The 24,294-nt window shown below is 69.1% G+C and carries 19 protein-coding genes and 1 pseudogene; 9 read left to right on the top strand and 11 right to left on the bottom strand.

Annotated elements, in window-relative coordinates:
- Positions 1 to 8: 8 nt before the first annotated feature.
- The 6 genes from GXY85_09825 to rfaE2 are packed head-to-tail and all read right to left on the bottom strand — an operon-like array spanning position 9 to position 4,599.
- Positions 9 to 761 (bottom strand): metallophosphoesterase family protein, encoded by a 753-nt coding sequence (locus GXY85_09825; protein NLW51121.1) that lies wholly within the window; start codon positions 759 to 761, stop codon positions 9 to 11.
- 14 nt (positions 762 to 775) lie between these two features.
- Complete coding sequence (locus GXY85_09820; GenBank protein ID NLW51120.1) at positions 776 to 1,006, bottom strand: hypothetical protein; 231 nt, start codon at positions 1,004 to 1,006, stop codon at positions 776 to 778.
- A 42-nt stretch (positions 1,007 to 1,048) separates the two neighbouring features.
- Complete coding sequence (locus GXY85_09815) at positions 1,049 to 1,876, bottom strand: segregation/condensation protein A (protein NLW51119.1); 828 nt, start codon at positions 1,874 to 1,876, stop codon at positions 1,049 to 1,051.
- A gap of 12 nt (positions 1,877 to 1,888) precedes the next feature.
- Complete coding sequence (locus GXY85_09810) at positions 1,889 to 2,521, bottom strand: site-2 protease family protein (protein ID NLW51118.1); 633 nt, start codon at positions 2,519 to 2,521, stop codon at positions 1,889 to 1,891.
- Between the two features lie 22 nt (positions 2,522 to 2,543).
- On the bottom strand, positions 2,544 to 3,119 hold the full coding sequence (locus GXY85_09805) for an SIS domain-containing protein (protein NLW51117.1): 576 nt from the start codon (positions 3,117 to 3,119) through the stop codon (positions 2,544 to 2,546).
- Entirely contained in the window at positions 3,103 to 4,599 is a 1,497-nt protein-coding gene (rfaE2, locus tag GXY85_09800) for a D-glycero-beta-D-manno-heptose 1-phosphate adenylyltransferase (GenBank protein ID NLW51116.1), read from the bottom strand. The genes GXY85_09805 and rfaE2 overlap by 17 nt, the downstream gene beginning before the upstream one ends.
- Positions 4,600 to 4,857: 258 nt before the next feature.
- On the opposite strand from rfaE2, the gene GXY85_09795 reads away from it, so the two are divergent.
- The 9 genes and pseudogenes from GXY85_09795 to GXY85_09755 all read left to right on the top strand — a co-directional run bounded on the left by GXY85_09795 (position 4,858) and on the right by GXY85_09755 (position 18,281).
- The gene (locus GXY85_09795; protein ID NLW51115.1) at positions 4,858 to 6,222 is read left to right on the top strand and encodes a hypothetical protein; all 1,365 of its coding nucleotides are present in this window, start codon (positions 4,858 to 4,860) and stop codon (positions 6,220 to 6,222) included.
- 130 nt (positions 6,223 to 6,352) lie between these two features.
- Positions 6,353 to 7,333, top strand: coding sequence for a hypothetical protein (locus GXY85_09790; GenBank protein NLW51114.1), 981 nt, complete (start codon positions 6,353 to 6,355; stop codon positions 7,331 to 7,333).
- Between the two features lie 38 nt (positions 7,334 to 7,371).
- Positions 7,372 to 9,375: a hypothetical protein gene (locus GXY85_09785; protein ID NLW51113.1), complete on the top strand. Its 2,004-nt coding sequence runs from the start codon at positions 7,372 to 7,374 to the stop codon at positions 9,373 to 9,375.
- A gap of 4 nt (positions 9,376 to 9,379) precedes the next feature.
- Positions 9,380 to 10,438: a hypothetical protein gene (locus GXY85_09780; protein ID NLW51112.1), complete on the top strand. Its 1,059-nt coding sequence runs from the start codon at positions 9,380 to 9,382 to the stop codon at positions 10,436 to 10,438.
- Positions 10,438 to 11,586 carry a hypothetical protein gene (locus GXY85_09775; protein NLW51111.1) on the top strand — a complete coding sequence of 383 codons (1,149 nt, stop codon included), beginning with the start codon at positions 10,438 to 10,440 and terminating at the stop codon, positions 11,584 to 11,586. The genes GXY85_09780 and GXY85_09775 overlap by 1 nt, the downstream gene beginning before the upstream one ends.
- 55 nt (positions 11,587 to 11,641) lie before the next feature.
- Positions 11,642 to 13,570 (top strand): cadmium-translocating P-type ATPase, encoded by a 1,929-nt coding sequence (gene cadA / locus GXY85_09770; GenBank protein ID NLW51110.1) that lies wholly within the window; start codon positions 11,642 to 11,644, stop codon positions 13,568 to 13,570.
- Positions 13,571 to 13,583: 13 nt separating this feature from the next.
- A pseudogene (locus GXY85_09765) lies at positions 13,584 to 14,444 on the top strand (ABC transporter ATP-binding protein).
- A 340-nt stretch (positions 14,445 to 14,784) separates the two neighbouring features.
- Positions 14,785 to 16,479, top strand: a complete 1,695-nt coding sequence (locus tag GXY85_09760) for an ABC transporter permease (GenBank protein NLW51109.1) — start codon at positions 14,785 to 14,787, stop codon at positions 16,477 to 16,479.
- 20 nt (positions 16,480 to 16,499) lie between these two features.
- Positions 16,500 to 18,281: a hypothetical protein gene (locus GXY85_09755; GenBank protein NLW51108.1), complete on the top strand. Its 1,782-nt coding sequence runs from the start codon at positions 16,500 to 16,502 to the stop codon at positions 18,279 to 18,281.
- Here the strand turns inward: GXY85_09755 and GXY85_09750 are convergent.
- From GXY85_09750 to argF, 5 genes are all read right to left on the bottom strand, one after another.
- A complete protein-coding gene (locus GXY85_09750; protein NLW51107.1) occupies positions 18,275 to 18,820 on the bottom strand; it encodes an HAD family hydrolase in 546 nt (181 codons plus the stop codon). The two genes, GXY85_09755 and GXY85_09750, sit on opposite strands and share 7 nt — an antisense overlap.
- Positions 18,817 to 21,018 (bottom strand): hypothetical protein, encoded by a 2,202-nt coding sequence (locus tag GXY85_09745; protein NLW51106.1) that lies wholly within the window; start codon positions 21,016 to 21,018, stop codon positions 18,817 to 18,819. Before GXY85_09745 ends, GXY85_09750 begins: the two co-directional genes overlap by 4 nt.
- A gap of 28 nt (positions 21,019 to 21,046) precedes the next feature.
- Positions 21,047 to 22,720 (bottom strand): dihydroxy-acid dehydratase, encoded by a 1,674-nt coding sequence (gene ilvD, locus GXY85_09740; protein ID NLW51105.1) that lies wholly within the window; start codon positions 22,718 to 22,720, stop codon positions 21,047 to 21,049.
- Between the two features lie 211 nt (positions 22,721 to 22,931).
- The gene (locus GXY85_09735) at positions 22,932 to 23,339 is read right to left on the bottom strand and encodes a YkgJ family cysteine cluster protein (protein NLW51104.1); all 408 of its coding nucleotides are present in this window, start codon (positions 23,337 to 23,339) and stop codon (positions 22,932 to 22,934) included.
- Between the two features lie 41 nt (positions 23,340 to 23,380).
- On the bottom strand, positions 23,381 to 24,286 hold the full coding sequence (gene argF / locus GXY85_09730; protein NLW51103.1) for an ornithine carbamoyltransferase: 906 nt from the start codon (positions 24,284 to 24,286) through the stop codon (positions 23,381 to 23,383).
- Positions 24,287 to 24,294 lie beyond the last annotated feature (8 nt).

Below are 24,294 nucleotides of genomic sequence, written 5' to 3'. Positions count from 1 at the left end.
CGGGTGCGCTACCGGCCCTCCAGGAGGCGATCGGCCAGGTAGGCGTCGAGTTCGGGAATCGCGCGGATCTTGCGGGCCGTCGTCTCCACGCGGTATTCGACCTTGCGGAAGATGATGCGGCTTCCGTCGAAGAGCACGTAGCAGGCCCGGCTGTCGCCGTCGCGCGGCTGGCCGACGCTGCCCACGTTCACCAGGGTCTTCTTGTTGACCAGGTGGTATCGGAAGTTCACTTCCTGCGGCGTCAGGTAGATCATGTCCTCCGTCCAGATGCCGGGCACGTGCGTGTGTCCGCACATGCACAGCCAGTCGACCTTCTCGAAGATGGCCTGGAGCTTCTCCGGACGGTAGATGTCGCGAGGGTAGAGGTACTCGGCGATGGGGTCCCGGGGCGTGCCGTGCACGAGCAGGACGTTGCCTTCCTTGTGGGTCGTTTCCAGGGAATCCAGGAAGTCCCATCGCTTCAGGTTCGCCTCGCGGTCGGCGCCGAGCGGGTTGAGCTGCTGGCGCGTCCAGTCGATCGAGCCGCGGGCCTTGACGTTGAAGTTCGTGCTCTCGAACTCGGTCAGCAGGGCGTGTTCGTGGTTGCCGCGCAGGGCGATGTTGAAGCCGAAGGCCAGGTCGATGCACTCCTTGGGATTCGGCCCGTAGCCAACGAAATCGCCCAGGCAGGTCACGGACGTGGCCCCCTGGCGCTCCATGTCGGTCAGGACGGCCTGGAACGCTTCCAGGTTGCCGTGGATGTCGGAAATGATCGCGCGCAAACGAGCTGCCTCTCTCAGGGCGATGGAGGGGAGCCCGACGGGCCGTCGGGGGCCGTTGCCGGCTCCTCAACGAGCATCACGGGCACACCGTCCCGAATCGGAAAGGCCCGACCGCACCCTCGGCACCGCAGCATGCCGTCCCCCTGTTCGACCGGCTGCCGGCACGCCGGACAGGCCAGAAGCGCAAGGAGGAACTCCCGGATGCCCTCGGGGGCCGTCAGGTCCTGATCCTGGTCTGATGTCATAGTCGCTGAAAACGGCATGGTAACAGAAAGTGCCGACTGGCTTCAACTGACCTCAGGGTCCGGGACGCCGCCCGGCGGTTGGGGCTCCGGCTCCGGGTCGTCCCGCAGCGTGATCCGTATCCGGCACGGGTGGTCGCCCGGGTCGTGGACGTGGATCGACTTGCGACGCACGAGTTCCAGCAGTGCAAGAAAGATGCCAATCACGCGCGCCCGCGAGCGCTCGTGGGCGAAGAAGTCCAGGAACTCCAGCGAACCGCCGCACTCGCCCAGCGCCGACAGCACCTCGTCCATGTAGACGCTGATGGGCACGTCGCTGTGCACGATCTCGCGCGGGCGGCGCAACTGCGTCTGCTCGACGACCTCGGCGAAGGCGGCCATCAGGTTCCAGACGGCCAGGTCCTCCAGCAGGGCAGGCGCCTCGTCGTCCTGGACCTCGCCGGGCACGGGCGCACGGCCGCGGCGGAAGCGGGTGCCCTGCTCGCGCGCGCGCTCGCCCAGGTGGTCGGCAGCCTCGCGCACTTCCTTGTATTCGAGCAGCCGGCGGACCAGTTCGGCCCCGGGGTCGTCTTCGTCCTCCTCCTCGTCCGCCGGGCCGGGGGGCAGCAGGGTGCGGCTCTTCAGCTCGGTCAGGGTGGCGGCCACGAGGAGGAAGTCGGCCGCCATGTTCACGTCGAAGAACTCCATGGCCCGCAACGCGGCCAGGTAGCGGTCCGTGATCCGCGCCAGGGACACCTCGAGGATGTCCACCTCTTCCTGGCGGATCAGGTGGAGCAGCAGGTCCAGCGGCCCGTTGAAGACCTCCAGCTCCGCCCGGAAGCCCTCCAGGCTCAAGGGCGCGGCCGGCTCGGGTTGTGCCTCGCGCTCGGACACCGCAGGCCCTCCTCAGAAGCCGGTCAGGAAGCTGGCCGCCCACACGGCAGGCCGGAAGATGACGAGGTCCGCCAGTTGCGGGGTCAGGAAGAGGAAGGCCATGACGATGAAGAAGCCATACTGGTTGAACTGGCGGTACTTCATCAGTAGCGGATAGGGCAGGAGCGCCTCGAGCACGTGATGGCCGTCCAGCGGGCCCAGGGGGATCATGTTGAAGATCGCCAGCATCACGTTGACGGCGACGAACGAGAAAGCGAACCGCACGAACACCGAGTCCCAGGCGATCGCCTCCGGCGGCAGGAACGCGGCCAGGCCCCGGGCGATCAGCCCGGTGGAAAGGGCGAGCAGGAGGTTCGAGCCCGGCCCGGCGATGCTGCACACAAGCGAGCCGCGCGCATGGTCCCGGAAGTTGCGCGGGTTGATCGGCACGGGCTTGGCCCAGCCGAAGCGCACGTAGATCGGGACAAGGATCGTCCCGATCGGGTCGATGTGCGCCAGGGGGTTGAGCGTGAGCCGGCCGAGCATCCGGGGCGTCGGGTCTCCCATCCGCTCCGCCGCGTACGCATGAGCGAACTCATGGAACGTGAGTGCGGGCAGGATCAGGAGCAGACGCCAGACGGCTTCTTCCAGCGTGAGCATTCGCATGGTCAGGACCTTGCTGCGGCGATCACATGGCGTCGGCGAACAGCGCGCGCTCGATCAGTTCGCACAGGATGTGGATCACGGTGGCGTGCGCCTCCTGGATCCGCGGGGTGGCTTGGGCCTGTATGACGAGGGCGAGTTCGCACTTGCCGGCCAGCTCACCGCCGTCGCGGCCCGTCAGGCCGATGGTCAGCGCGCCGCGCCGGCGGGCCTCGTCGATGGCGGCGTTGACGTTGGCGGCGGTGCCGCTGGTCGAGATGCCCATGACGGCGTCGCCCTTGTGCACGAACGCCTTCACCTGCTTGGTGAAGACGTCGGCGAAGGCGTAGTCGTTGCCGATCGCCGTCAGGATGCTCGTGTCGGTCGTCAGGGCCAGGCAGGGCAGGGGGGCGCGCTCCATCAGGAAGCGGCTGACCAGTTCCCCGGCCATGTGCTGGCAGTCGGCGGCGCTGCCGCCGTTGCCCATCAGGTAGAGCGAGCCGCCCATCCGGAAGACGTCCACGAGGCGCCCGGCGATCTCGGCGATGCGGTCGCTCTGGGCGATGAGCGCCTCGTGCACGGCGGCCGTGTCGTGAAGGGTGGCTTCAATCATGCCTTTCATCGTTTTCTCCGATTCTGCGGATCAGGTCGGTGGTCGAGAAGCCCTCGGCCTGCGGGGCCAGCTTCACCTCGCCTCCGTAGGACTGCACAAGCTCGTGGCCCACGACGCCCTCGACCGTGTAGTCGCCGCCCTTGACAAGCACGTCGGGGCGCAACTGGTCCACGAGCGGAAGCACGCTCTCCTCGTCGAACAGGACGACGTAGTCCACGTCGGCCAGCGAGGCCAGGACGCGGCTGCGGACCTGCTCGCAGTTGATGGGGCGCGAGGGGCCCTTGAGGCGCCGCACGGACGCGTCGGTGTTGAGGCCCACGATGAGCAGATCGCCCTGCGCACGCGCGTAGCGCAGCAACTGCACGTGCCCCAGGTGCAGCAGGTCGAAGCAGCCGTTGGTGAAGGCCACCCTGCGGCCGGCCGCCCGCATGCCCGCGCGCATCTGCGCCAGGTCCTCTCTGTCCACGATCTTGCGCGCGGTGGGGTCGGCCTCGGCACGCAGGGCGCCCATCAACTCCGCGCGCGGCAGGGGGGTGGCACCGTGCAGCGTGACCTCGATGCCGGCGGCGAAGTTGGCCAGGACGGCCGCGAGCCGCTCGGAGGCGCCGCAGGCGAGTGCGACACCGAACGCGGCGGTCACCATGTCGCCCGCGCCGGTCACGTCGGCCACCTGGCGCACGCGGCTGGCGATGCGCGTGCGCTCGCCGGCGGCCGTGGCCAGGTACATGCCCTCGCGGTCCAGCTTGACCATCACGCAGGCCAGCCCCAGGTCGGCCAGGAGCCGGTCGGCCGCACGCGCGTAGTCCTCCTCCGTGCGCAGGCTCAGGCCGGTGGCCAGTTCGGTCTCGAAGCGGTTGGGCAGCACGGCGGCGGCGCCCCGGTACGGCGCGTAGTCCTGGGTCCGTTCGGGGTCCACCACCACGCGGGTGCCCAGGCGGGCGGCTTCGGCGATGGTGCGCCGGATCAGGGCTTCGTCCAGCAGCCCCTTGCCCATGTCTTCGATGACGACGAGGTCCGCGTGGGCGACGGCGTCCATGACGCCGCGGTGCACGTCGGCGGCCTCGCGCGTCGAGAGGGGGTGGGTCGCCTCCTCGTCAACGCGCACGATCTGCTGCAGGGCGCGTCCGGCCGACTGCACGTAGCCCATGTAGCGCGTCTTGGTCGTTGTGGGGCGTTCGGTCGAGACGACGACGGTGTCGGTGTTCATGCCCGCCTCGGCGAGACACGCGCACAGGGCCGCGCCGGCAGCGTCGTCGCCGACAAGCGCCACGGGCTGCACGTCGGCTCCCAGGGCGGTCAGCATGGCGGCCACGCTGCCGGCGCCGCCCGGCCGGTGGTCCCGGCGCTCCACGCGCAGCACGGGGATGGGGCCCTCAGGGGAGATTCGCGAGACGTCGCCCCAGACGTAGGTGTCGAGCATCAGGTCGCCGACCACGCAGATGCGCGGCCGGCCCGCGCGCTCCAGCAGCCTGCATGCTTCCTCGAGCATTCCGCGTGTATCCTTCACGAGCAGAGGACGTGGTTCGGAAGGGCGTCCGCCGCCCAGAGCCCCGGCGCCTGCCAGGGGACGCCCCCACCGGTGACGGCGGTTCCGAGATAGTAGGCCAAACGCGGCCGCCGTGTCAATGAGGCGGAGCCCCGGACGGCCCCGGCGGCGCTTGAATCGGGCGGGCCGAGCGGGTAGCGTGGTCTGGAGCCCGACGTCCCGGGCGACCTTCCGGCCGGAAACCCATGTGCGGACCTGCCCGTGAGTTCCAGCGAGATCGACGCACTCGTGGCGCAGTTGGACAGCCCTGAGGCCGCCGTGCGCCGGCGCGCCCTGAGAGGGCTCGTCCGCCTGTGCCCGGCCGAGCTGCCCGCCGCCCGCCGGAGCGAGGTGAACCTGCACTGTCACACCTTCTTCTCCTACAACGCGCGGGGCTACTCCCCGTCGCGGTTTGCCTGGGAGGCCCGGATCTACGGCCTGGAGGCCGCCGGCATCGTGGACTTCGACGTCCTGGACGGCACCGAGGAGTTCCTGGATGCGGGGCGCCTGCTGGGCCTCAAGACGGTGGCGGGCTTCGAGACGCGCGTGTTCGTGCCGGAGTATCGCGCCCGGGTGACGAACTCGCCCCATGAGCCGGGCGTCTCCTACGTGATGAGCACGGGCTTCGTGCGCCCGCCGGAGCCGGGGTCGGAGGCCGCCGACGTGCTCGGGCAGATGGCCGCGTGCGCACGGCGCCGCAACGAGCGGATGGTCCAGCGGGTCAACGCCCACCTGGAGCCCGTGACGGTGGACTACCGGGCGGACCTCCTGCCGCTGACACCGGCCGGGAACGTCACCGAGCGTCACATGCTGGCGGCCTACGTCCGGCGGGCGCGCGAGGTCCTTCCGGACCGCCGGGAGCGGGCCGCCTTCTGGAGCGAGCGCCTCCGCGAGCCGGTCGAGCGCGTGCACGCGCTCCTGGACGATCCCGTCGCACTGAAGGCCCTCGTCCGGGCGCGCCTGATGAAGCACGGCGGTGTCGGCTACGCGCCGCCGCAGGAGGGCAGATTCCCAGACCTGAACTCCGTGGTGCGCATGACGCTCGACTGCGGGGCGGTGCCCGTGGGCGGGTGGCTGGACGGTACGAATGACGGAGAGCGGGACCCGGACGAGCTGTTCGCGTTCTGGCGGAGCCGGGGCATCGAGGCCGTCTGCATCATCCCGGACCGCAACTGGAACGTCGCCGACCCGCGGGAGAGGGCCGTCAAGGCGGCCCATCTGAACGCGGCGGTCCAGGCCGCCGCCCGGCTCAGCATGCCGCTGATCGTGGGCACGGAGATGAACGCCGACGGGCAGAGGTTCGTCGACTCGTTCGACGTGCCGGAGCTGGCGCCGCACCGCCGTGCCTTCCTGGACGGGGCGCACTTCGCCTGGGGCCACACGCTGCTGCGCATGACGGCCGGCGCGGGGGCGACGGGCGCCTGGGCGGAGGCGCATTTCGGCGGCGATCGGGCGCGTCGGAACGAGTTCTTCCGGCGGCTCGGGGCCGTCGTCTATCCGGGCGTGGCCGTCCGGGACCGACTGACGGCCATGGGGGCGGGCGTGGAGCCGCAGGCCGCCCTGGCCGCACTGGAGACGCACGCATGAGAAGCGCCGACGGTGCATTGAACCTTTGGCGCAGGATGCGCACTAAGGGAACGGCGGGCGACCCGGACGGGCCTCCGCCGGCTTCGATCATCCGCCGACACTGGGTTCGGCCTGCTGAGAAGAGGCGCTCTTGATCTCCACCCTCTGGGCGATCACCAAGAACTCGTTCCGCGAGATCATCCGGCAGCCCGTCTACGGGGTGCTCATACTGACGGGCATGGTCCTGATCGGGGCCTCGCCGGCCATCACGATGTTCAGCATGGCGCGCGACGAGAGCCTGATGGTGGACATCGGCCTGACGACGATCATGCTGCTGGGTCTGGTGATTGCGGTGCTGAGCGCCACGCAGGTGATCAGCCGGGAGATCGAGGCCCAGACGGTCGGGGCGGTGCTCAGCAAGCCGGTGGCCCGCTTCACCTTCGTGCTGGGCAAGTTCCTGTCGGTCTCCCTGGCCATGGCCGTGAGCTGGTTCGTGTTGACGGTCGTGCTGCTGGCCACGTTGCGCATCGGCGTGCCGTCGTCGGCCTCGTGGGAGCCGGACGTCCCCGCGTTCGTAGCCCTTCTGGCGCCGCTGTTCCTGGCGATCGGGCTGGGGATGTACTGCAACTTCTTCTACCGCTGGAACTTCGCCTCGACCGCCGTCGCCCTGGCGTTCGCCTTCTACGCGCTGGCGCTGGCGGGCATGCTTCTGATCAGCCCGGCCTGGCAGTTCCAGTTCATTCCGATGGTGTTCCTGCAGCGCCACGCCGGAGAGGTGGCCAAGACGGCGGTGCTGGTCTTCCTGGGCGTCTGGGTGCTCAGCTCCATCGCCGTGGCGGCTTCGGTTCGCCTGAACGTCGTCGTGAACGTCGTGATCTGCCTGACGGTGTTCTTCGTGGGCATGATCTCGCAGTTCCTGTTCGGCCGCTTCGCAGACGACGCCTGGTGGGCCTGGGCGGCGCTGCGCGTCGTGCCGAGCCTGCATGTGTTCTGGGTGGGCGACGCGCTCATGTCCGAGGCGCCGTTCATCCCCATGCCCTACGTGCAGATGGCGTCCGTGTACGCCGTCGTCTACTGCGGGGCGATGGTGGCGTTTGCCGCATTCCTGTTCGAGCGTCGCGAAGTGACCTGAGGCCCCCAACTGCAGACCGCAGAGGAGAGACCCTGAGGATGGCCCGTCCGAAGAGACTGGAGATGACGGCCCTGGCCGGCCTGGCACTCCAACTGGCGTTCCTGGTGGTGTGTCTCATATTGAGGGAGAAGAGCGGAAGTCTCGCCGTCGACGCCGAGATGTGGCACGTCGCGGTGGGGCTCCTGGTCTGGTTCCTTGTGCTGGTCCACGGGCGGCAACGGCGCCTGGCGCAGGAGGAACGCGAGGAGCGCGAGCGGCTCCGGGCCACGCGGCTGAGTGACGAGATCTTCGAGGAGACGGAACTGGACTCGGCGCGCGCAAGCGCCGGTCTGGCCTTCTTCGAGAAGTACCTGGTCCCGATCGTCAGCCTTGTTCTCAGCGGCCTGCTGGCCTTCTTCGCCGTTCAGATCGCGCGGAACAACTGGACCCGGGAGCCCTATAGCGTCTCGAACCCGGCCACCGTGGCGATCGGCATGGTCTTCATCAGCTTCCTGGGCTTCCTGATCGGCAAGTACGCGGCCGGCATCGCCCAGAATCGCGGCTTCCGCCTGCTGAGGGCCGGCGCCGGCTACACGATGGGCAACGTGATCGTGGCCGTGCTCACGGCGGTGGCCATGGCGTTGTACTACTTCGACATCCGGTGGGGCGAGCGGATCCTGACGTTCGTCATCCCGGCCGTCATGGCGCTGGTCGCGCTGGAGGTGCTCCTGAACCTGATTCTGGACATCTACCGCCCCCGGGTGGCCGGCCAGGAGACCCGGCCGCCGTACGACAGCCGCCTGCTGGGGCTGTTCGCCGAGCCCGAGGGCGTGCTCAAGACGATGGCCGCCACGCTGGACTACCAGTTCGGCTTCAAGGTGTCCGAGACGTGGTTCTACCACTTCATGGAGCGGGCCATCCTGCCGCTGATCCTCGTCCAGGCGTTCGGGCTCTGGATCCTGACGACGCTGGTCGTCATCCAGCCGCAGGAAGTCGCCTTCATCGAGACGCTGGGGCGGCCGTACGTCAGCGCCGAGGACAGGGCGCAGGGCCTGAAGGCCACGCTCATCCAGCCCGGCTTCCGCCTGAAGGCGCCCTGGCCCTTCGCGGTCACCCGCCGGATCCCGGGCGAGGCGATCCTGCACGTGTCCGTCGGCAAGGTGTACGAAGGCCACACGGGCATGCGTGCGCCGATCGCCGTCACGAAGGAACCCGACATCGTTCTCTGGCGCGAACTCCACATTGATCCGCGCGAGGGCTTCGAGGCCAGCTTCCTGGTGCCCAGCAGTGAGGAGCTGGACGTGGACCCGACGGTCGTCGCCAAGAAGGAGGGCGATGAGGTGCAGGTGGCTGAGGCGCTGAAGGCGCCGGCCGTCAACCTGGTTCGGGTGGAGGGCCACGTCTACTACCGCCTCAAGCACGCCGAGGGCGGAGGGCTCGACGGGAACGCGGCCTTCGCCTACTACTACAACGAGCAGGACACCACCACGCATCTGGAGAAGCTGGCCTTCCGGGCCATGTGCCGGGTGGCGGCCAGCCAGGACTTCCTGCGGTGGGTGGCCCAGGACCGCGCGGCGGTGGCCCGGCAGTACCTGGCGGCCGTGCAGAAGGGCGCGGACCAGGTGGGGCTGGGCATCGAGGTGGTGGATGCCACGATCAACGCCGTGCATCCCCCGGCCGAGATCGCCCGGGCCTACGAACAGGTGGTCGCCGCCCTGGAACAGCGCGAGTCGCTGATCCAGGAAGGCGAGCAGGAGAGCAACCGCGCCTACAGGCAGGCCGAAGCCGAGAGCACCGAGATCCTGGAGGCGGCAACGGCCTACGCCCAGTACCAGGCGCAGGTGACGGCGGCCGAGGCCGCCCTGTTCGAGACGCAGATGGAGGTCTACGGCAAGGCGCCGTTCGTCTACCTGTACCGCACCTACCTCGACGCGCTGGAACTGGCGCTCGAGAACCAGAGAGTCTACGTGGTCCCCGATACCGCGCACGAAGTGCAGATCATCGATCTTCAAGAGAAGGTCCGTCCGTTCATCCTGGACGATCTGGATGCCCTGGAGGATTGACCCGATGGCAAAACGATGGCTAACGACGGTTCTGCTGGTCATGATCACGGTGGGTCTGGTCAGCTACCTGTTCGTCTTCAGCGTCCGTGTGGACCAGGTCGCCGCGCAATACCGGCTCGGCAAGCTCAGGCGCATTATCCGGCCCCCCCTGGAACTGGCCGGGGAAACGCTTCTGGAGCGCCAGCAGGTCGGCCGGGGCAACGTCCCGGTCGTCGAGCGGGCGGGGTGGTTCCTGAAGCTCCCGTGGCCGTTCGACAAGGTGCGCAAGCAGGACCAGAGGGTCAACTACGTGGACGGCCCGCTGACCCAGATGCAACTGCCCGACGAGAACCAGCTCATCCCGCGCGTCTACGCCACGTGGCGCATCATCGATCCGGACCTGTTTGAAAGCTCCTTCATGGGCGACCCGGAGGCCGCGCGCGAACGGGTCAAGGAGATCATCGGCGGCCGCACGCCGGAGGTGTTCGGCGGCTACACACTGCGCGATCTGGTTAACACGGACCCCGGCCAGCTCAAGTTCGACCAGATCGAAGAGGAGGTCTACCGCGAGGTCAAGCAGGCCGTGGAGGGGCCCGACTATGGGATCGAGATCTGCGACCTGGGCATCACGTGGATCGCGCTCCCTGAGGACGCCACCTCCGCCGTTTTCGGCCGCATGGAACTGGAGCGGACGACCGAGTCCGAGAAGCTGACCGAGGAAGGCAAGGCGCTCAAACGACAGATGGTGGCCCGGGCCAACAAGGAACGCGAGATCATGCTGGCCAACGCCGAGGCCGATGCACGCAGGATCCGCGCCGAAGGCGAGGCGGAAGCGGGCAAGAGCTACGAGGTCTTCGCGCGTGACCAGGAGTTCGCCATCTTCCTGCGCCGGCTCGAATCGCTGAAACTGATGGCAACGAACGCCGAGGAGTCCCGGCGCCCGCTCACGTTCGTGCTGAGCACACAGACGCCGCCGTTCGGAGTCCTGGACAGCGGGTCCGAGGCCGGGACGGGCACCCCGGGACTGCCCGATCTGACGGTCCCGGACGCCGTCCGGATCCCGACGACGGATGGAGGCGAATGATGGCCGACAGGGAACAGGCCGACGGCACGAACGTGCCGCAGGAGCGCACCCCGGAGACCGAACAGCCTCGCGGCCCCGAGGACGTGGCGGCCGAGCAGGCGGGCGCGCGAGCCCTTGCCGACGCCCTGAAGGGCAGCTTCCGGGTGCTGAAGGTCGCCATGATCGCCCTGGCCGTCTTCTACGTGATCAGCGGTATCTTTTACGTGCAGCCGCAGGAAGTGCGGTTCAAGCTGCGCTTCGGCCGGGTCGTGCCGAGCTGGGGTGAATGGGCCCTGCAGCCCGGAACGATGCACATCCAGTGGCCGTGGGAAGCGGTGGAGCGGGTATCGACCGAGGAACGGTCGCTGGCCGTCGAAACCGAGTTCTGGACGCAGTACCCGATGGGCCCCGCCCCGACCCGCAAGTCGGCATTGCGCGTGCAGGAAGACGGCTTTCTGATCACGGGCGACGCCAACATCGTCCATATGCAGGTCCGCGCCCGCTACCGCGTGCGCGGGGACGCCCCGGGAGCCCTCTCCTACCTGTTCGGCGTCACCGACGCGGAGGAGATACTCAAGCGGCAACTGCTGGGCGCCACCGTCAAGGTCGTGGGTTCGATGAAGGTCATGGACGTCCTGAAGCGCCAGGCCCTGCTGGACCAGATCCGCCTTGAACTCCAGCGGCGTGTGGCCGTGTTCGAGGCCAGGGCGGGCATCCCGCTCGGCATCCGGGTCGAGGCGGTCGAAGCCAGCGAAGTCATCGACAACGCCATCAAGAACCCCACCGAGCCCCTGGCCGTTCGGCAGGCGTTCACGGACGCACAGAACGCCAGCAGTCTGCGCCAGCAGCTCATCGACGAGGGCCGCATCGAGTCCATCGCCATCCTGGAGGACGCCCGGGCGAAGGCCGCCGAGATCGTCGCGTCGGCCGCCGGCTTCAAGGAACGCCTGGTGCAGACGGCGCAGGCCGACGCCGAGGCCATGGCCAAGCTGCTGCCCGTCTACCAGGCCTCGTCCGAGGAGGCGGCCATCCTGCGCGAGACGTTCTTCCAGCGGACGCTGAACTCGGTCATGGACACGGCGCGTTCGGTGTACATCCTCTACGAGAATCCCGACAGGGAGTTGCGGCTCCTCCTGTCGGCGGAACCGCCGCCACCTACGGAGGATTGAGCGGGGACACAGCGGGCCTCGTCCGGCCCACACCCCTGAACGGGAGACACAATCCGTGGCAGAAGCAGCCCTTCAAAGCGCGCACGAGCACGAACACGTCGGAACGATCCAGACGCGCCTGGTCATCACGTTCATCGGCGGCGCCCTGGTCATCAACGCGTACCTGGCCAACCTCCTCTTTCCCAACGACCCGATCATCAGCGGCGTCAGCGGCCTGGTGGGAGCGCTGATCCTGGCCGGCCCGATCCTGCTGGGCGGCATGCACGAGATGCGGCGCGGGCGCATGCACATGTCCGTGCTGGTCGCCATCGCCGTGCTGGCGTCCTTCGCTCTCGGGAACTACTCGGAGGCCGGCATCATTGCGTTCTTCATGATGCTGGCCAGCCTGATCGAGCAACAGACGGCGGCCGGCGCGCGCGAATCGGTCGAGAAGCTCATGACGCTGACGCCGCCGACCGCCGAGCTGATCAGCGGGGAAACCGTGCGCGTGTCCGATCTGAAGAAGGGCGACCGCATCCGCGTGCGCCCGGGCGACCGCATTGCCGCCGACGGGCGCATCGTCTCCGGCGAGACCACCATCAACGAGGCCACGATCACCGGCGAGTCCTTCCCGGTCGACAAGGGCACGGACGCCGAGGTCTTCGCGGGCACGACGAACGTGACCGGCTCGATCGAGGTCGAAGTGACGCGCGTGGGCGAGGACACGACCCTCGGCAAGGTCAAACGCCTGATCCTGGATGCCGAGAGCACCAAGACACCCATGATGCAGTTGATCGACCGCTACGCGCACTGGTACACGCCCGTGGTGCTGATGGTCGCGTTCATGCTCTATGTCTTCACAAAGGACATGCGGCGCGTCATCACGGTTCTGGTCGTCTGCTGCCCGTGCGCCTTCGTCCTGGCAACCCCGACGGCCATGGTCGCGGGGCTGTCGGCCGCCGCGCGCCTGGGCGTCCTGATCAAGAAGGTGGCGCACCTCGAGGCGGCCGGCGACATATCGGCCGTCGTGTTCGACAAGACGGGCACGCTCACCACGGGCGAGCTGACCGTCACCCGCCTGTCGCCCGCGCCGGACGTGGACGGCGTGGAGCTGCTGACGGCCGCCGCCAGCGTTGAGCACCACTCGCGGCACCCGGTGGCCCAGGCCATCCAGAAGATCGCCGCCCGGGCCAACATCATCGTTAAGGACGTGCATGACTTCCGTGAGACGCCCGGACGCGGCGTCGAGGGCCGCCTGGGCGACTCCGTGGTGATCATCGGCCGCGCGTCGTTCCTCGAGGAGCGTGGCGTGAAGGTGCAGGAGGTCCAGGGCGTCGACGTCAGCGGCATGAGCATGCTGTTCGTCGCCAGAGACGGCGAATGCATCGGCTGGATGGGGCTCGAAGACCGGGCCCGGCCGGAAGCGAAACAGGCCACCGAGAGCCTGCGCGACCTCGGCGTGCAGCGGATCTCGATGCTGACCGGCGACCGCTGGAGCGTGGCGAAGCGCGTGGCCGGCGAGCTGGGGTGCACCGACGTGCAGGGCGAGTGCCTGCCGGAGCAGAAGCTGCGCCTGGTCGAGATACTCAGGTCCGAAGGCCACATGGTGGCGGTCGTCGGCGACGGCGTCAACGACGCGCCGGCGCTCGCTGCAGGGGACCTCGGCATCGCCATGGGCGCGGCCGGCAGCGACGTGGCCATCGACAGCGCCTCGATCGCACTGATGAGCGACGACCTGGGCCGGCTGCCGTTCCTGGTGCGCCTCTCGCGCCGCCTGCGCACCGTGATCGTCCAGAACATCCTGGTGGGCGTCGTCTTCGTCGTCGGCGGGGCAACGCTCGGCGTCATGGCCTACATCAGCCCGATCCTGGCCGCCGTCCTCCACAACATCAGCTCCTTCATCGTGATCTTCAACAGCGCGCGGCTCGTGCGCTTCGGCGAGAACCTCTCACCCTACTCCGGTACGGCGCTCAAAGAGAGCGAGGCTGTGCCCGTCTCCGCCTGAGGAAGGCTGAAGCATGGCATCGGCAGATGACACCGTCATAGACATCATCCAGTTGACCAAGACCTTCCGGGACTTCTGGGGGCGGGAGAGCGTCAAGGCCCTGGATTCGGTGGACCTCGACATCCGTCGCGGCGAGGTGTTCGGCCTGCTGGGCCCGAACGGCTCCGGCAAGACGACCTGCGTGCGCATCATCCTCGGGCTGTTGTTCCCCACCTCCGGCGCCGTGCGCCTGTTCGGGAAGAGCCCGCGCGCCGTCGACGTCAAGAAGCGCGTCGGCTACATGCCCGAGGAATCGCATCTGTACGCCTACCTGAACGCGGAGGAGACGCTCGACTTCTTCGGGCGGCTCTTCAGGCTGGCGCCGGGCGAACGCCGGGCGCGGGCCGATGCACTGATCGAGATGGTGGGCCTCAAGCGCGCCCGCCGACGGCCCGTCGGCCAGTTCTCCAAGGGGATGGCGCGCCGCATCGGCCTGGCGCAGGCGCTGATCAACGACCCCGACCTGATCATCCTGGACGAGCCGACCACGGGCCTGGACCCGATCGGCACCCGCGAGATGAAGGACCTGATCCTGACGTTGCGCGATCGCGGCAAGACGATCCTGCTCTGCAGCCACCTGCTCGGCGACGTGGCCCAGGTCTGCGACCGCATCTGCATCCTCTACGGCGGCAAGCAGCGCGCCATCGGCCCCGTGGATGAGCTGCTGTCGGCAGAGGACAGGACCCAGATCAAGGCCCCGCGCCTGCCCGAGGAGGCCGTGCAGGCGGTCAAGGACATCATCGCCACGCACCTGGGGTCGGCCGATGAGGTCGACGTCTCCACGCCCCAGCACTCCCTGGAGGAGTACTTCCTGAAGGTCGTCCGGGACGCCCAGCGGGACAAGCTGGTCACGGCCGGGGCGGAATTGGGCACCGCGGCCGCCGACTTCCTGAAGCGGAGCGGGGGCGAGGGCGAGGACCTGGTGCACCAGCTCGTGGAGGCCGCCCGGGCCGAGATTGAGGGCAGGGCGGCGACGCCCGCCGCGCCCGAGCCCGCCCCCGTGATCCGCACCGGCGCCGATGAGGCGTTGATCGGCAACCTGATGGCCCGCGCCGCCGACGACGGGACCGCCGAGGAGGCCGGCCAGGAGGCTGCCGAGGCCGAAACGGCCCGCGAGGCCAACGTGCGGCGCGAGGTGCTCGACGACCTGATGGGCAGGGGGACCGGGAACGCCGATGAAGGATAGGATCCGCAGGCTGCTGCGCTGGTTCGCCCATCGAATGCCGGAGGTGCTGCTGTTCGTCTTCCTGGCCGCGATGGTGCCGCTGGTCGTCATGGTCGGGGCACTCGTGGTGCGGAAGGCTCGCCTCGTCCTGACCCAACCGGCCGCGTTCGTGGCCGACCTCAGCGCCAACCGCTGGCCGCTGGCCGCCGCGCTGCTCTGCCTGGTCGGCAGCGTCGTGGCCGTCATCGTCTTCTGGCGCAACTGGACCTACCTCTGGGCCGTTGCGCGCAAGCTGATCATCGAGGCCCTGCACCGCAAGGTCGTCATCGTGCTGCTGGTCTTCTTCGCGGTGCTGATGCTGTCCCTGCCGTTCATACTCAAGACGGAGGGCAGCCTGAAGAGCCAGACGCAGTTGACGCTCTTCTATGCGCTCGTCCTGGGGCTGACGCTCCTGAGCGTGCTGGCCATCTTCGTGTCCGCCGCCAGCATCTGCTCGGAGGTGGAGCAGAAGCACATCCAGGTGACCGACACGAAGCCGCTGAAGCGCTGGCAGTTCCTGCTGGGCAAGTGGTTCGGCGTGGTCGTCATGTGCTCGACGATCCTGTCGATCATGGCGTTCGCGGCCGCCGCCCTCACCATGCAACTGGTGAAGAAACCCGATACGCGCCGCATGCTGAAGCGCGAAGCCGAAGCGGCAATGGCGAACTACAACCAGGTCTTCGATGAGGTCCTCGTGGCGCGTCGTCCGGTGATCCCCGAACTGCCGGAGCAGGCGTTCACAAGGGCCGAGGAGATATGGAAGGAGATCGTCGCCAAGGGCGACGCGGGCGACAACGTGCACAAGCGCGAACGCCACAAGCGGCGCGTGCTGGACGCCACGCTGGCCGAGTACTACACCGTCATGGCCGGGCACGCGATCGTGATGCGGGTGGACGGACTCCTTCCCGGCCAGGAGGGCTCGCTGTTCGTCCGCTGGGATGCCCACTCCAGCAAGCCGGGCGAGGAACTCAGCGGCACGTGGGTCGTCCTGCGGCGGGACGTGGTGGAGGACGAGAAGGGCAAGACGGGCTTCCGGTATGTGCCGGTCCACGTCGAGCTTCCGCCGGCGGCCGGATATGAATGGACGGCCTACGCGCGCAACGAGTTCGAGATGCCGGCCTCGGTGGTTCCGCCGGACGGCACCCTGTTCTTCCAGTATGAGAACATCAACACGGCCTCGGCCGCGATGTTCAACCACACGATCCCGATCGAGATCCTGCAGAAGCAGGGCGGCTTCTGGCCCAACTACTACCGGGCCCTGCTCACCCTGCTCTGCCACGTGGCCCTGCTGGCGGCCCTGGGCATGATGGCGGGGGCGGTGTTCTCGTTCCCCGTGGCCACCCTGACCGTGGTCTTCGTCGTCGTCGTGGGGCTCATCGGGCCCTGGTTCGGAACCCTCCTGGAGCCCGCGATCATGACCGGCGAGGCGCCGTTTCTGCGGGACCTCCTGGAGACGATCTGGCGACGGGGCGTGGAGGGATTCCTGACCGTCATGCCGCACTTCGGGAAGTACAACCCGCTGTCCGATCTGACGGACGGCATCACGGTGACGTGGTCGTCCGTGGCGTTGGCCGGCGCGGTGATGGTGTTCCTGCAGGGCACCGTGGCGATGCTGATCGGCATCTACTTCTACACGCGCAGGGAACTCGCCCGCGTGATCGTCTGATCGGAAGGGGCCGGGACGCCGTGAGCACCAGGCTGAAACGACTCGTCTCCCTGAGCACTGCGCTCGTCCTGCTGTTTGCGGCGGGGGCTGCCCTCGACCCGCTTCAGCGGATGCGCGAGGAATACGATCTGACCAACCAGCCCGTCGAGGGGCTCACCCCACAACTGGCGCTGGCCACGCAGGTGCTCGGATGGGGCCGCGGCCTGATCATCGACGTGATCTGGATCCGCATGGAAGCCCTGAAGATGGACGATCGCTACTTCGAACTCGTGCAACTGGCCGACTGGGCCTGCAAGCTCGCCCCGCGGTTCGCGCCCGTGTGGGACATCCAGTCCTGGAACCTCGCCTACAACGTCAGCTGCCGCATGTCCAAGCTGCCCGACCGCTGGCCCTGGGTCTGGGCCGGCGTCGAGCTTCTGCGCGACCAGGGGATACCGCAGAATCCCTACTCCGCCATGCTCTATGACCGCCTGGCAATGCTGTTCTACCACAAGATGGGCGAACAGACCGACAACGCCAACATGTTCTACAAGCGGTCCCTGGGCCTGCTCATGCACGAGATCATCGGCGGGGAAGGCACTGCCGAGCAACTGGAGACCCTGGCCAAGGCACCCGCCACGCGCGAGGAACTGCTCGCCGACTCCGACGTGCAGCGCTTCCACCAGGAGTGCATGGTTCACGGGTTCGACATCGTCGACGGCTTCTTCGAGTTCTACAAGCAGACGGCCTCCGTCCCGCGGCCGATCTTCGAGATCGTGAACCGGGACTACAACCTGTTCGCCATTCGCAAGACCGCCGCCTTCGCCCGGGCCAGACGGCTGCGGGAGGAGATGAAGATGGACGTCCGCCTGATGCTCGAGCTGCGCGAGCAATACGGCCCGTTCGACTGGCGCAGTCCCTACCCCCACGCCGTCTACTGGGCCACCGTCGGCGTGCGCAAGCTGGACGAACTGGAGGCCCGGACCGTCAGCAAGTTCGAATCGTTCGGCAAGGAGGTGCCCAAGCCGTACGAGGAAGGCGAGGGCGACTTGCGGGAAGGCGAAGGACTCTACGAGTTCCAGCGCGTCACCCTGGAGCGCATCATCTACGCCTCCATGCAGAGCCTGGTGACACACGGGCGCGTCCTGTTCGATACCCGGGGCGTGCTGCAGCTCGAGGTGGGCCCCGATTACCGCTTCGCCGATGCCACGCTCCCGCTCTACCGCAAGATGATCGAGGAGCGGGGCAGCCGGTTCGCCACCGGCGCAACCGAAGGCCTCAAGAACTTCCTCACCCGCGGCCTGATGGAGTTCTACTACACCGGCGACGTCCGAAAGTCGCAGGCCTACTTCGCAATGCTCAAGAAGGACTACCCCGACGAGGTCCGCAACCGCACCTACGATGCCTACCGGCGCGCAGCCATGGACTACGCACTGCAGGACAAGACGACGCAGGAGGCCCGCCGGCTCGTGTGGGTCTACCTGATCCGCTCCCTGGTCGCCCTCGGCCTGGGCAACTACAACGAATCCGCCGCGCTGGAACAGCAGGCCCGGGATTTCGCCACCCAGTGGAACGAGGCGGAGGACAACGACGGCAGCCCCCGGATGACCGTCCGCTTCGACCGCGTCCGCGAGACGGCCGTCGTGGACGTGCTGACGGGGCGGGCCGGCGTGTCCCGGACGGTCTACATGGGCATCCTGCGCGAGCTTCGCGCGCAGAAGAGCGACGCGGTGGACCAGATCCTGAAGAACCTCCAGGAAGCCCAGGTGAGCCTGCCGACGCCCGAAGAGGTGGACGACGAACTGAAGGAATACCGCTACTGAGAACGGGCCGCCTCGCCCCCCAGGATGCGCCCCGCCGCCTCGCCCAGGTCCGCGGCGGCGCCCGGTGACCGGCCGATCCGCACCGTGCGGCAGCCGGCCCGGCGCCCGGCCTCCACGTCGCGTTCGCTGTCTCCCACCATGAAAGACCGGCCCAGGTCCACCCGCCATTCCCCCGCGGCCCGCAGGATCAGGCCCGGCGCCGGCTTGCGGCAGTCGCAGGCGCGCGCATACTGCGCCACCGCGCCGTCCGGCAGGTGCGGGCAGTAGTAGAAGGCGTCCACGGACGCCCCGGCGGCCCGCAGGCGGGCGTTCAGCTCGGCGTGGATCCGCACCAGCTCCGGCTCGCTGAGCCATCCGCGCGCGATGGCGCTCTGGTTCGTGACCACCAGGAGCAGATACCCCGCCTCGCGCAGGGCGTGCAGCGCCTCCGGCACGCCCGGCAGGAACTCCACCTGGTCGACCTCCGTCAGGTAGTCGGCGTCGCGTATGAGCGTGCCGTCGCGGTCCAGGAAGACCGCCCTGCGTCCGCGCTCGTTCACGGCAGTCCCCTCCATTTCCGCACGGCCCACTCGGCCGCCAGACACGCGCCGAAGACGGCGAACAGGGGCCAGGAGTCCCAGACGTCCGCGCGCCGCCGGGTCGTCAGTGTCAGCGGGGCGCCCCCCTTGCGCAGCGCGGCGAACAGGCTGTCGGCGCGCGAGTGGTGGACGTAGCGGCCGCCGGCCTCCCCGGTGGCCGCCGAGACCCGGCGCAGCAGAGCCAGGTCCGGCAGCGGGTCCTCCACCTCGGCGTCCGGGCTGCTCACCTGGAAGTGCGCCCGCTCCCGCCCCAGGTGCGCGGCGCCGCGGCGCGCCGTGGCCTCCACCGTGTACTCCCCGGCCAGGGCGGGCGAGAACTCGGCCTCAAAGGCCGCCGCCTCCCGCTGGTAGACGGGCGACAGTGCCACGGTGCGCTCCCGGGGGTCGGTCACCTGGATCGACACCTCCGCCTCGCGCAGGGGGACGCCGTCGGCGTCGGAAACGTGCACTCTGGCCGTCACGGCCTCGTCCATCAGCAGGCGCTGCCGGCTCAGGTCCAGACGCAGGCGCACGTCGTCCGCCTTGGCCGACCCGCCGGCCCACAGCACCAGTTGACGCCAGAACCGCCGGTGGGCGTCCTGGGTGTCGCGCTCCGTGAAGAACCACCGGAACGTCGTGTCGCACAGCACGCACGCGACGCGGCCGGCGCCCGCCCGGTGGACGACCAGCAGCGGGCGGCCGCCGTCGTCCTGCGCCACCACGGTGGCGCCGCGCTTCGGCTCCGCGCCGGTCAGCGTGCCGGTCAGGGGAGGCATCCCGCGCCACCTGGCGGCCGTCTCCTCGGGCGTCGGCGCCAGCGCCAGCACGGGATGGCCCGCATGTGCGGGCGCCGGCACGAGTTGCGACATCCCCTCGGACGGGCGCAGGTCGCCCCCCAGGCGGACGGGCAGAAGGTCCTGCATGGCCGTGTGCGAGAACGCCTCGCCCGCCCGCTCGCCGCCGCCGGCGAACAGGACGATCAGCCCCTTGCCGTCCTCCTGGACGGCCGTCTTCAGCGCCAGAACGCGGCTGGGAACCAGCGCCGTCGGCCCCAGATCGCCCAGCATGACCACGTCGTAACGCGCCGCGTCGAACACGTCCGACGGGGGGCTCTGCCCGGGCAGCACGAGCACCCGGCGCAGCGCCACGTGCTCCGCCCCGGTCAGGGCATGGGCGATGAACTTGCTCTCCGGCCGCAGCGTGTCGAACAGGCCGACGCGCACCCCCTCGCTGCCCACGCGCACGTACGTGGTGAAGGCGTTGTTGGTCACGAGCAGTTCGTCCGGCATCGGCTCGGCCCGGACGGTGACCTTCTGCTCGCCCACCGCCTCCGGCACCGCCTCGAACTCCAGGGGAATCAGTTCCTCGTCGTGGGCGGCCGTCAGCACGCGTTCCTGCGGCGGCTGGTCTCCGAACTGCATGCGCACCGGCACCGTGCGGCCCCGACACCCGCGCAGGAGCATCTGCACACGAATCGGCAGGGCGGCGAACACGAAAGCGGTCGGAGGCGCCGTGACCTCGACAATCCGCACGTCGCAGAAGGCGGACGGGTCCTGCTCCTCGCCCATGCCGATCGTGTGGACGGGCACGCCCTGGGCGTTCAGCGCGCCGGCGACGTCCACGGGGTCCGGCGGACCCAGGTTGTGCGCCCCGTCGCCGATGACGACCAGCGCGTCGGCCTGCCCGGCGGCGACGTGGTCGAACGCCTGCTCCATGGCCAGCCCGTAGGCGCTGTAGCGCGCCCCCGTCGCATCGTCGTCGTCCGCGCCGCGTCCGAGCAGGCCCCGGCCGAAGCGCAGCACGGTCACGTCGTAGAGGCCCTCGAGGGCCTCCAGCTCGTCCGCATTGCGCGCCAGCACCTCGTCGGCAGCCTCGCTTCGGCTCCGCCCGCCGGGCATGTCGCGGATCTCGCGCATGGACCGGCTGGCATCGACCAGCAGGAGCAGGGGCCGGCGGACGACCTCGTGGTGCGTCACCTCCAGGCTGGGCCGAAGCAGCGCCACGCCGGCCGCAGCGACCGCCATCGCCCGGAGCGCGATCAGCAGCGCCCGAAACCGGCCCGCAAGGGCGCCCGGCGTGCGCACGTAGGCGAGCACGCAGACGCCCACCAGGACGCACGCCAGCAGGGCGATGGCCCACGGGCTGACGAACGGCCGCAGGACCAGGCCGGTTTCTTCCATCGAACTCGCCTGTTCGAGGCTCGCCCCCTCAGTCGCACGGCGGCGACAGCACCGCGCCGTCGGCCGCGCTGGAGACCAGGCGGCAGTAGCGGGCCAGCCAGCCGCGAGTGAACCTCGGGGCCGGGCGCTTCCAGGACTGCCGGCGGCGCTCCAGCTCCTCCGGCGCCACCTGCAGGTCCAGCGTGCGCGCCGGCACGTCCACGGTCACCCTGTCGCCGTCCTTCGCCAGCGCGATCGGGCCGCCCTCGGCGGCCTCGGGTGAGACGTGGCCGATGCTCAGGTTGCGCGTGCCTCCGCTGAACCGCCCGTCGGTCACGATGGCGATCTTGTCGCCCAGGCCGCTGCCGGCCACGGCGGCCGTCAGCGCCAGGGACTCCCGCATGCCGGGACCGCCCCGCGGCCCCTCGTAGCGGATGATCAGCACGTCGTTCGGCACCACCTTGCCGGCCATCAGGTACTCCATGGCGGCGTCCTCGCCGTCGAACACCCGGGCGGTGCCGGTGAACTTCATCATGTCGGGCTGCACGGCGCCCTGCTTCACCACGGCTCCGTCCGGCGCCAGGGACCCCTTCAGCACCGCGATGCCGCCTTCGCGTGCGATCGGGTCGTCAAGGCTCCGGATCACGGCCGGATCGCCCGCAGGAGTGGCGTCCACGACCTCCCGCACGCTCAGGCCGCTCACGCCCACGCAGTCGGTGTTCAGAAGGGCCGCCAGGTTCTTCATCACCGCCGGGATGCCGCCGGCCCATTCCAGGTGCTCCATCATCAGTTCGCCGCCGGGCCGCAGAGACGTGATCTGGGGCGTCTCGCGGCTGAGCCGGTCGAAGTCCTCCAGCGTGACGTCCACCTCGGCCGCGTGCGCGATGGCCGGGATGTGCAGCGCCGTGTTGGTCGAGCCGCCCAGGGCCATGTCCACGCGGATGGCGTTCCGCAGGGACTCGCGGGTGACGACCCGGCGCGCCGTGATCCCCTCGCGCACGAGGGCCACCACGCGCTCGCCGGCCTGTTCGGCCAGGCGTTCCTTCCTGGCCGAACCGGCCAGCCCCGTGCCGCTGCCCGGCAGGCTCATGCCCATGGCCTCGGTCAGGCACGCCATCGTGTTGGCCGTGTAGAGCCCCTGACACGAGCCCTGGCCGGGGCATGCCTCCATCTCGAGTTCGGCGGCGTCGGACTCGCCCAGTCTGCCCGCCTTGCACAGGCCCACGGCCTCGAACGTGTCCCGCACAAGCGACAGCAGCCGCCCCTTGTGGTGGCCGGACAGCATCGGACCGGCCGTGACGACGACAGTGGGCAGGTCCAGCCGGCAGGCCGCCATCAGCATGCCGGGCGTGATCTTGTCGCAGTTCGTCAACAGCACAAGCCCGTCCAACTGATGCGCTTCCACAATCGACTCGATGATGTCGGCGATCAGCTCCCGCGAGGGCAGGGAGTAGTGCATGCCGACGTGGCCCATCGCGATGCCGTCGCAGATACCGGGCACGGAGAACAGGAACGGCACGCCGCCCCCGCTGCAGACGCCCCATTCGATGCGGCGTTCGAGACTCCGCATCCCCACGTGACCGGGCACGAGGTCCGTGAAGCTGGAGCAGACGCCGATGAACGGCCGGTCCATCTGGCGGGGGGTCAGTCCGGTGGCATACAGCAGCGCGCGGTTCGGCATCCGTTCGATGCCGGCCGTGGCCTTCTCGTGTCTGAGGCCCATGCTGACGGTCTCCTTGCGTGAGCGGGAATGCGGGATGAGCACGGCGTCGGCCGCAAGGCATCGAGTGTAATCCCGGCAGCGGCGCCTGTCAAACAATGGCGCGTGCGCGCGAGTGGGAGAGCGCCCGCCGGGCGGCTGTGCTACACAGACGACCGCGAAACCCTTCCGGCCGCCGGAACGTCCGCGGCCGCGCGTGCGTCGCAGCGGTCCATCAGCGGCGCGGCTTCGGCTTGCGCCGCCCCCGGCGCTGGCGGCTCAGATACGACTCCAGTTCCTCCGGCGTCTCCATCCGCACGTCGAAGTAGGAGCCGTACCGCTCGCAGTCGGAGGGGCTGTGCCGGCGGCACCGTTCCGGGCGCCATTCGTAGATCGAGCAGAGGCAATCGTCGGTCAGGTAGATGCAGCGGCCCTTGACCTGGAGATGCCAGCGCTGGTTGGAGATGAAGACGCTGACGGTGTCATACTGGAGCTTCCACTTCAGCTCGTCGATCTCCTCGCGGGTGCGAGGCTTGAGAATGGGCATGACCAGGTCGTGACAGCAGAGGGCCGGGCAGCCCTCACAGGCCGGCTCCGTGCGCGCGGACGTCTTCGGCTGGGACCGACGCGGCGAATCCGCCATTTCCTGTCACACCCTGGTCAGCCGGGGCCGCCGGGCGGCGTTCAGGCCAGCAGCATCTGCAGCAGCGCCCGTTCGGCGTGCAGGCGGTTCTCCGCCTGGTCGAAGACGGCCGAGTGCGGGCCCTCGATCACGTCGTCCGATATCTCCTCGCCCCGGTGCGCGGGCAGGTCATGCATGACGATAACGCCCGGCGCAGCGCGCGCAACGAGGGCGGCGTCCACGCAGAAGCCGGCGAACGCCTTCTTGCGCGCCTCCGCCTCCGCCTCCTGTCCCATGCTCGTCCAGACGTCGGTGTAGAGCACGTCGGCGCCGGCGGCGGCCTGGGCCGGGTCGTGGCAGACGACGATGCGGCGGCCGGTCGTCGAATGGAGCGTGGCCATGAAATCGTCGGTAAATGAGTACTCGGGCGGGCAGGCGAGGGTGAAGTCCATCCGCAGCTTCGCGCAGAGCGTGGCCAGGGAACGCGACACGTTGTTGGCGTCGCCGACGAAGACGACGCGCGCCGCCTCGGGCTCCTCGAAGCGCTCCTGGATCGTCAGGACGTCCGCCAGCGCCTGGCAGGGGTGGGCGGCGTCGCTCAGGGCGTTGATGACGGGCACGGAGGAATAGGCGGCCAGTTGCTCCACCGTCTCGTGGGCGAACGTCCGCGCCGCCACGCCGTCCACGTAGCGCGCCAGCACGCGGGCGCCGTCCTTGATCGGTTCGCGCTTGCCCAGGTTGGCGTCCGCCTGCGACACGTAGATGGAGCTGCCGCCGAGCTGCGTCATGGCCACCTGGAAGGACACGCGCGTGCGGATCGAGGGCTTCTCGAAGAGCAGGGCCAGCGTCTTGCGGCGCAGGGTCGGCTCCAGCGTGCCGGCGCGCGCCCGGGCCTTCAAATCGTGGGCCAGAGAGAGCAGTTCGCAGATCCGGTCCGGCTCCCAGTCCATCAGCGTGATCAGGTGCATCGCCGCCT

This window comes from Candidatus Brocadiaceae bacterium, assembly GCA_012728835.1.
GTDB lineage: Bacteria > Planctomycetota > Brocadiia > SM23-32 > SM23-32 > JAAYEJ01.
The sequence above is the reverse complement of the archived record's forward strand: the minus strand, read 5'-3'. Positions and strand labels throughout refer to the sequence as shown.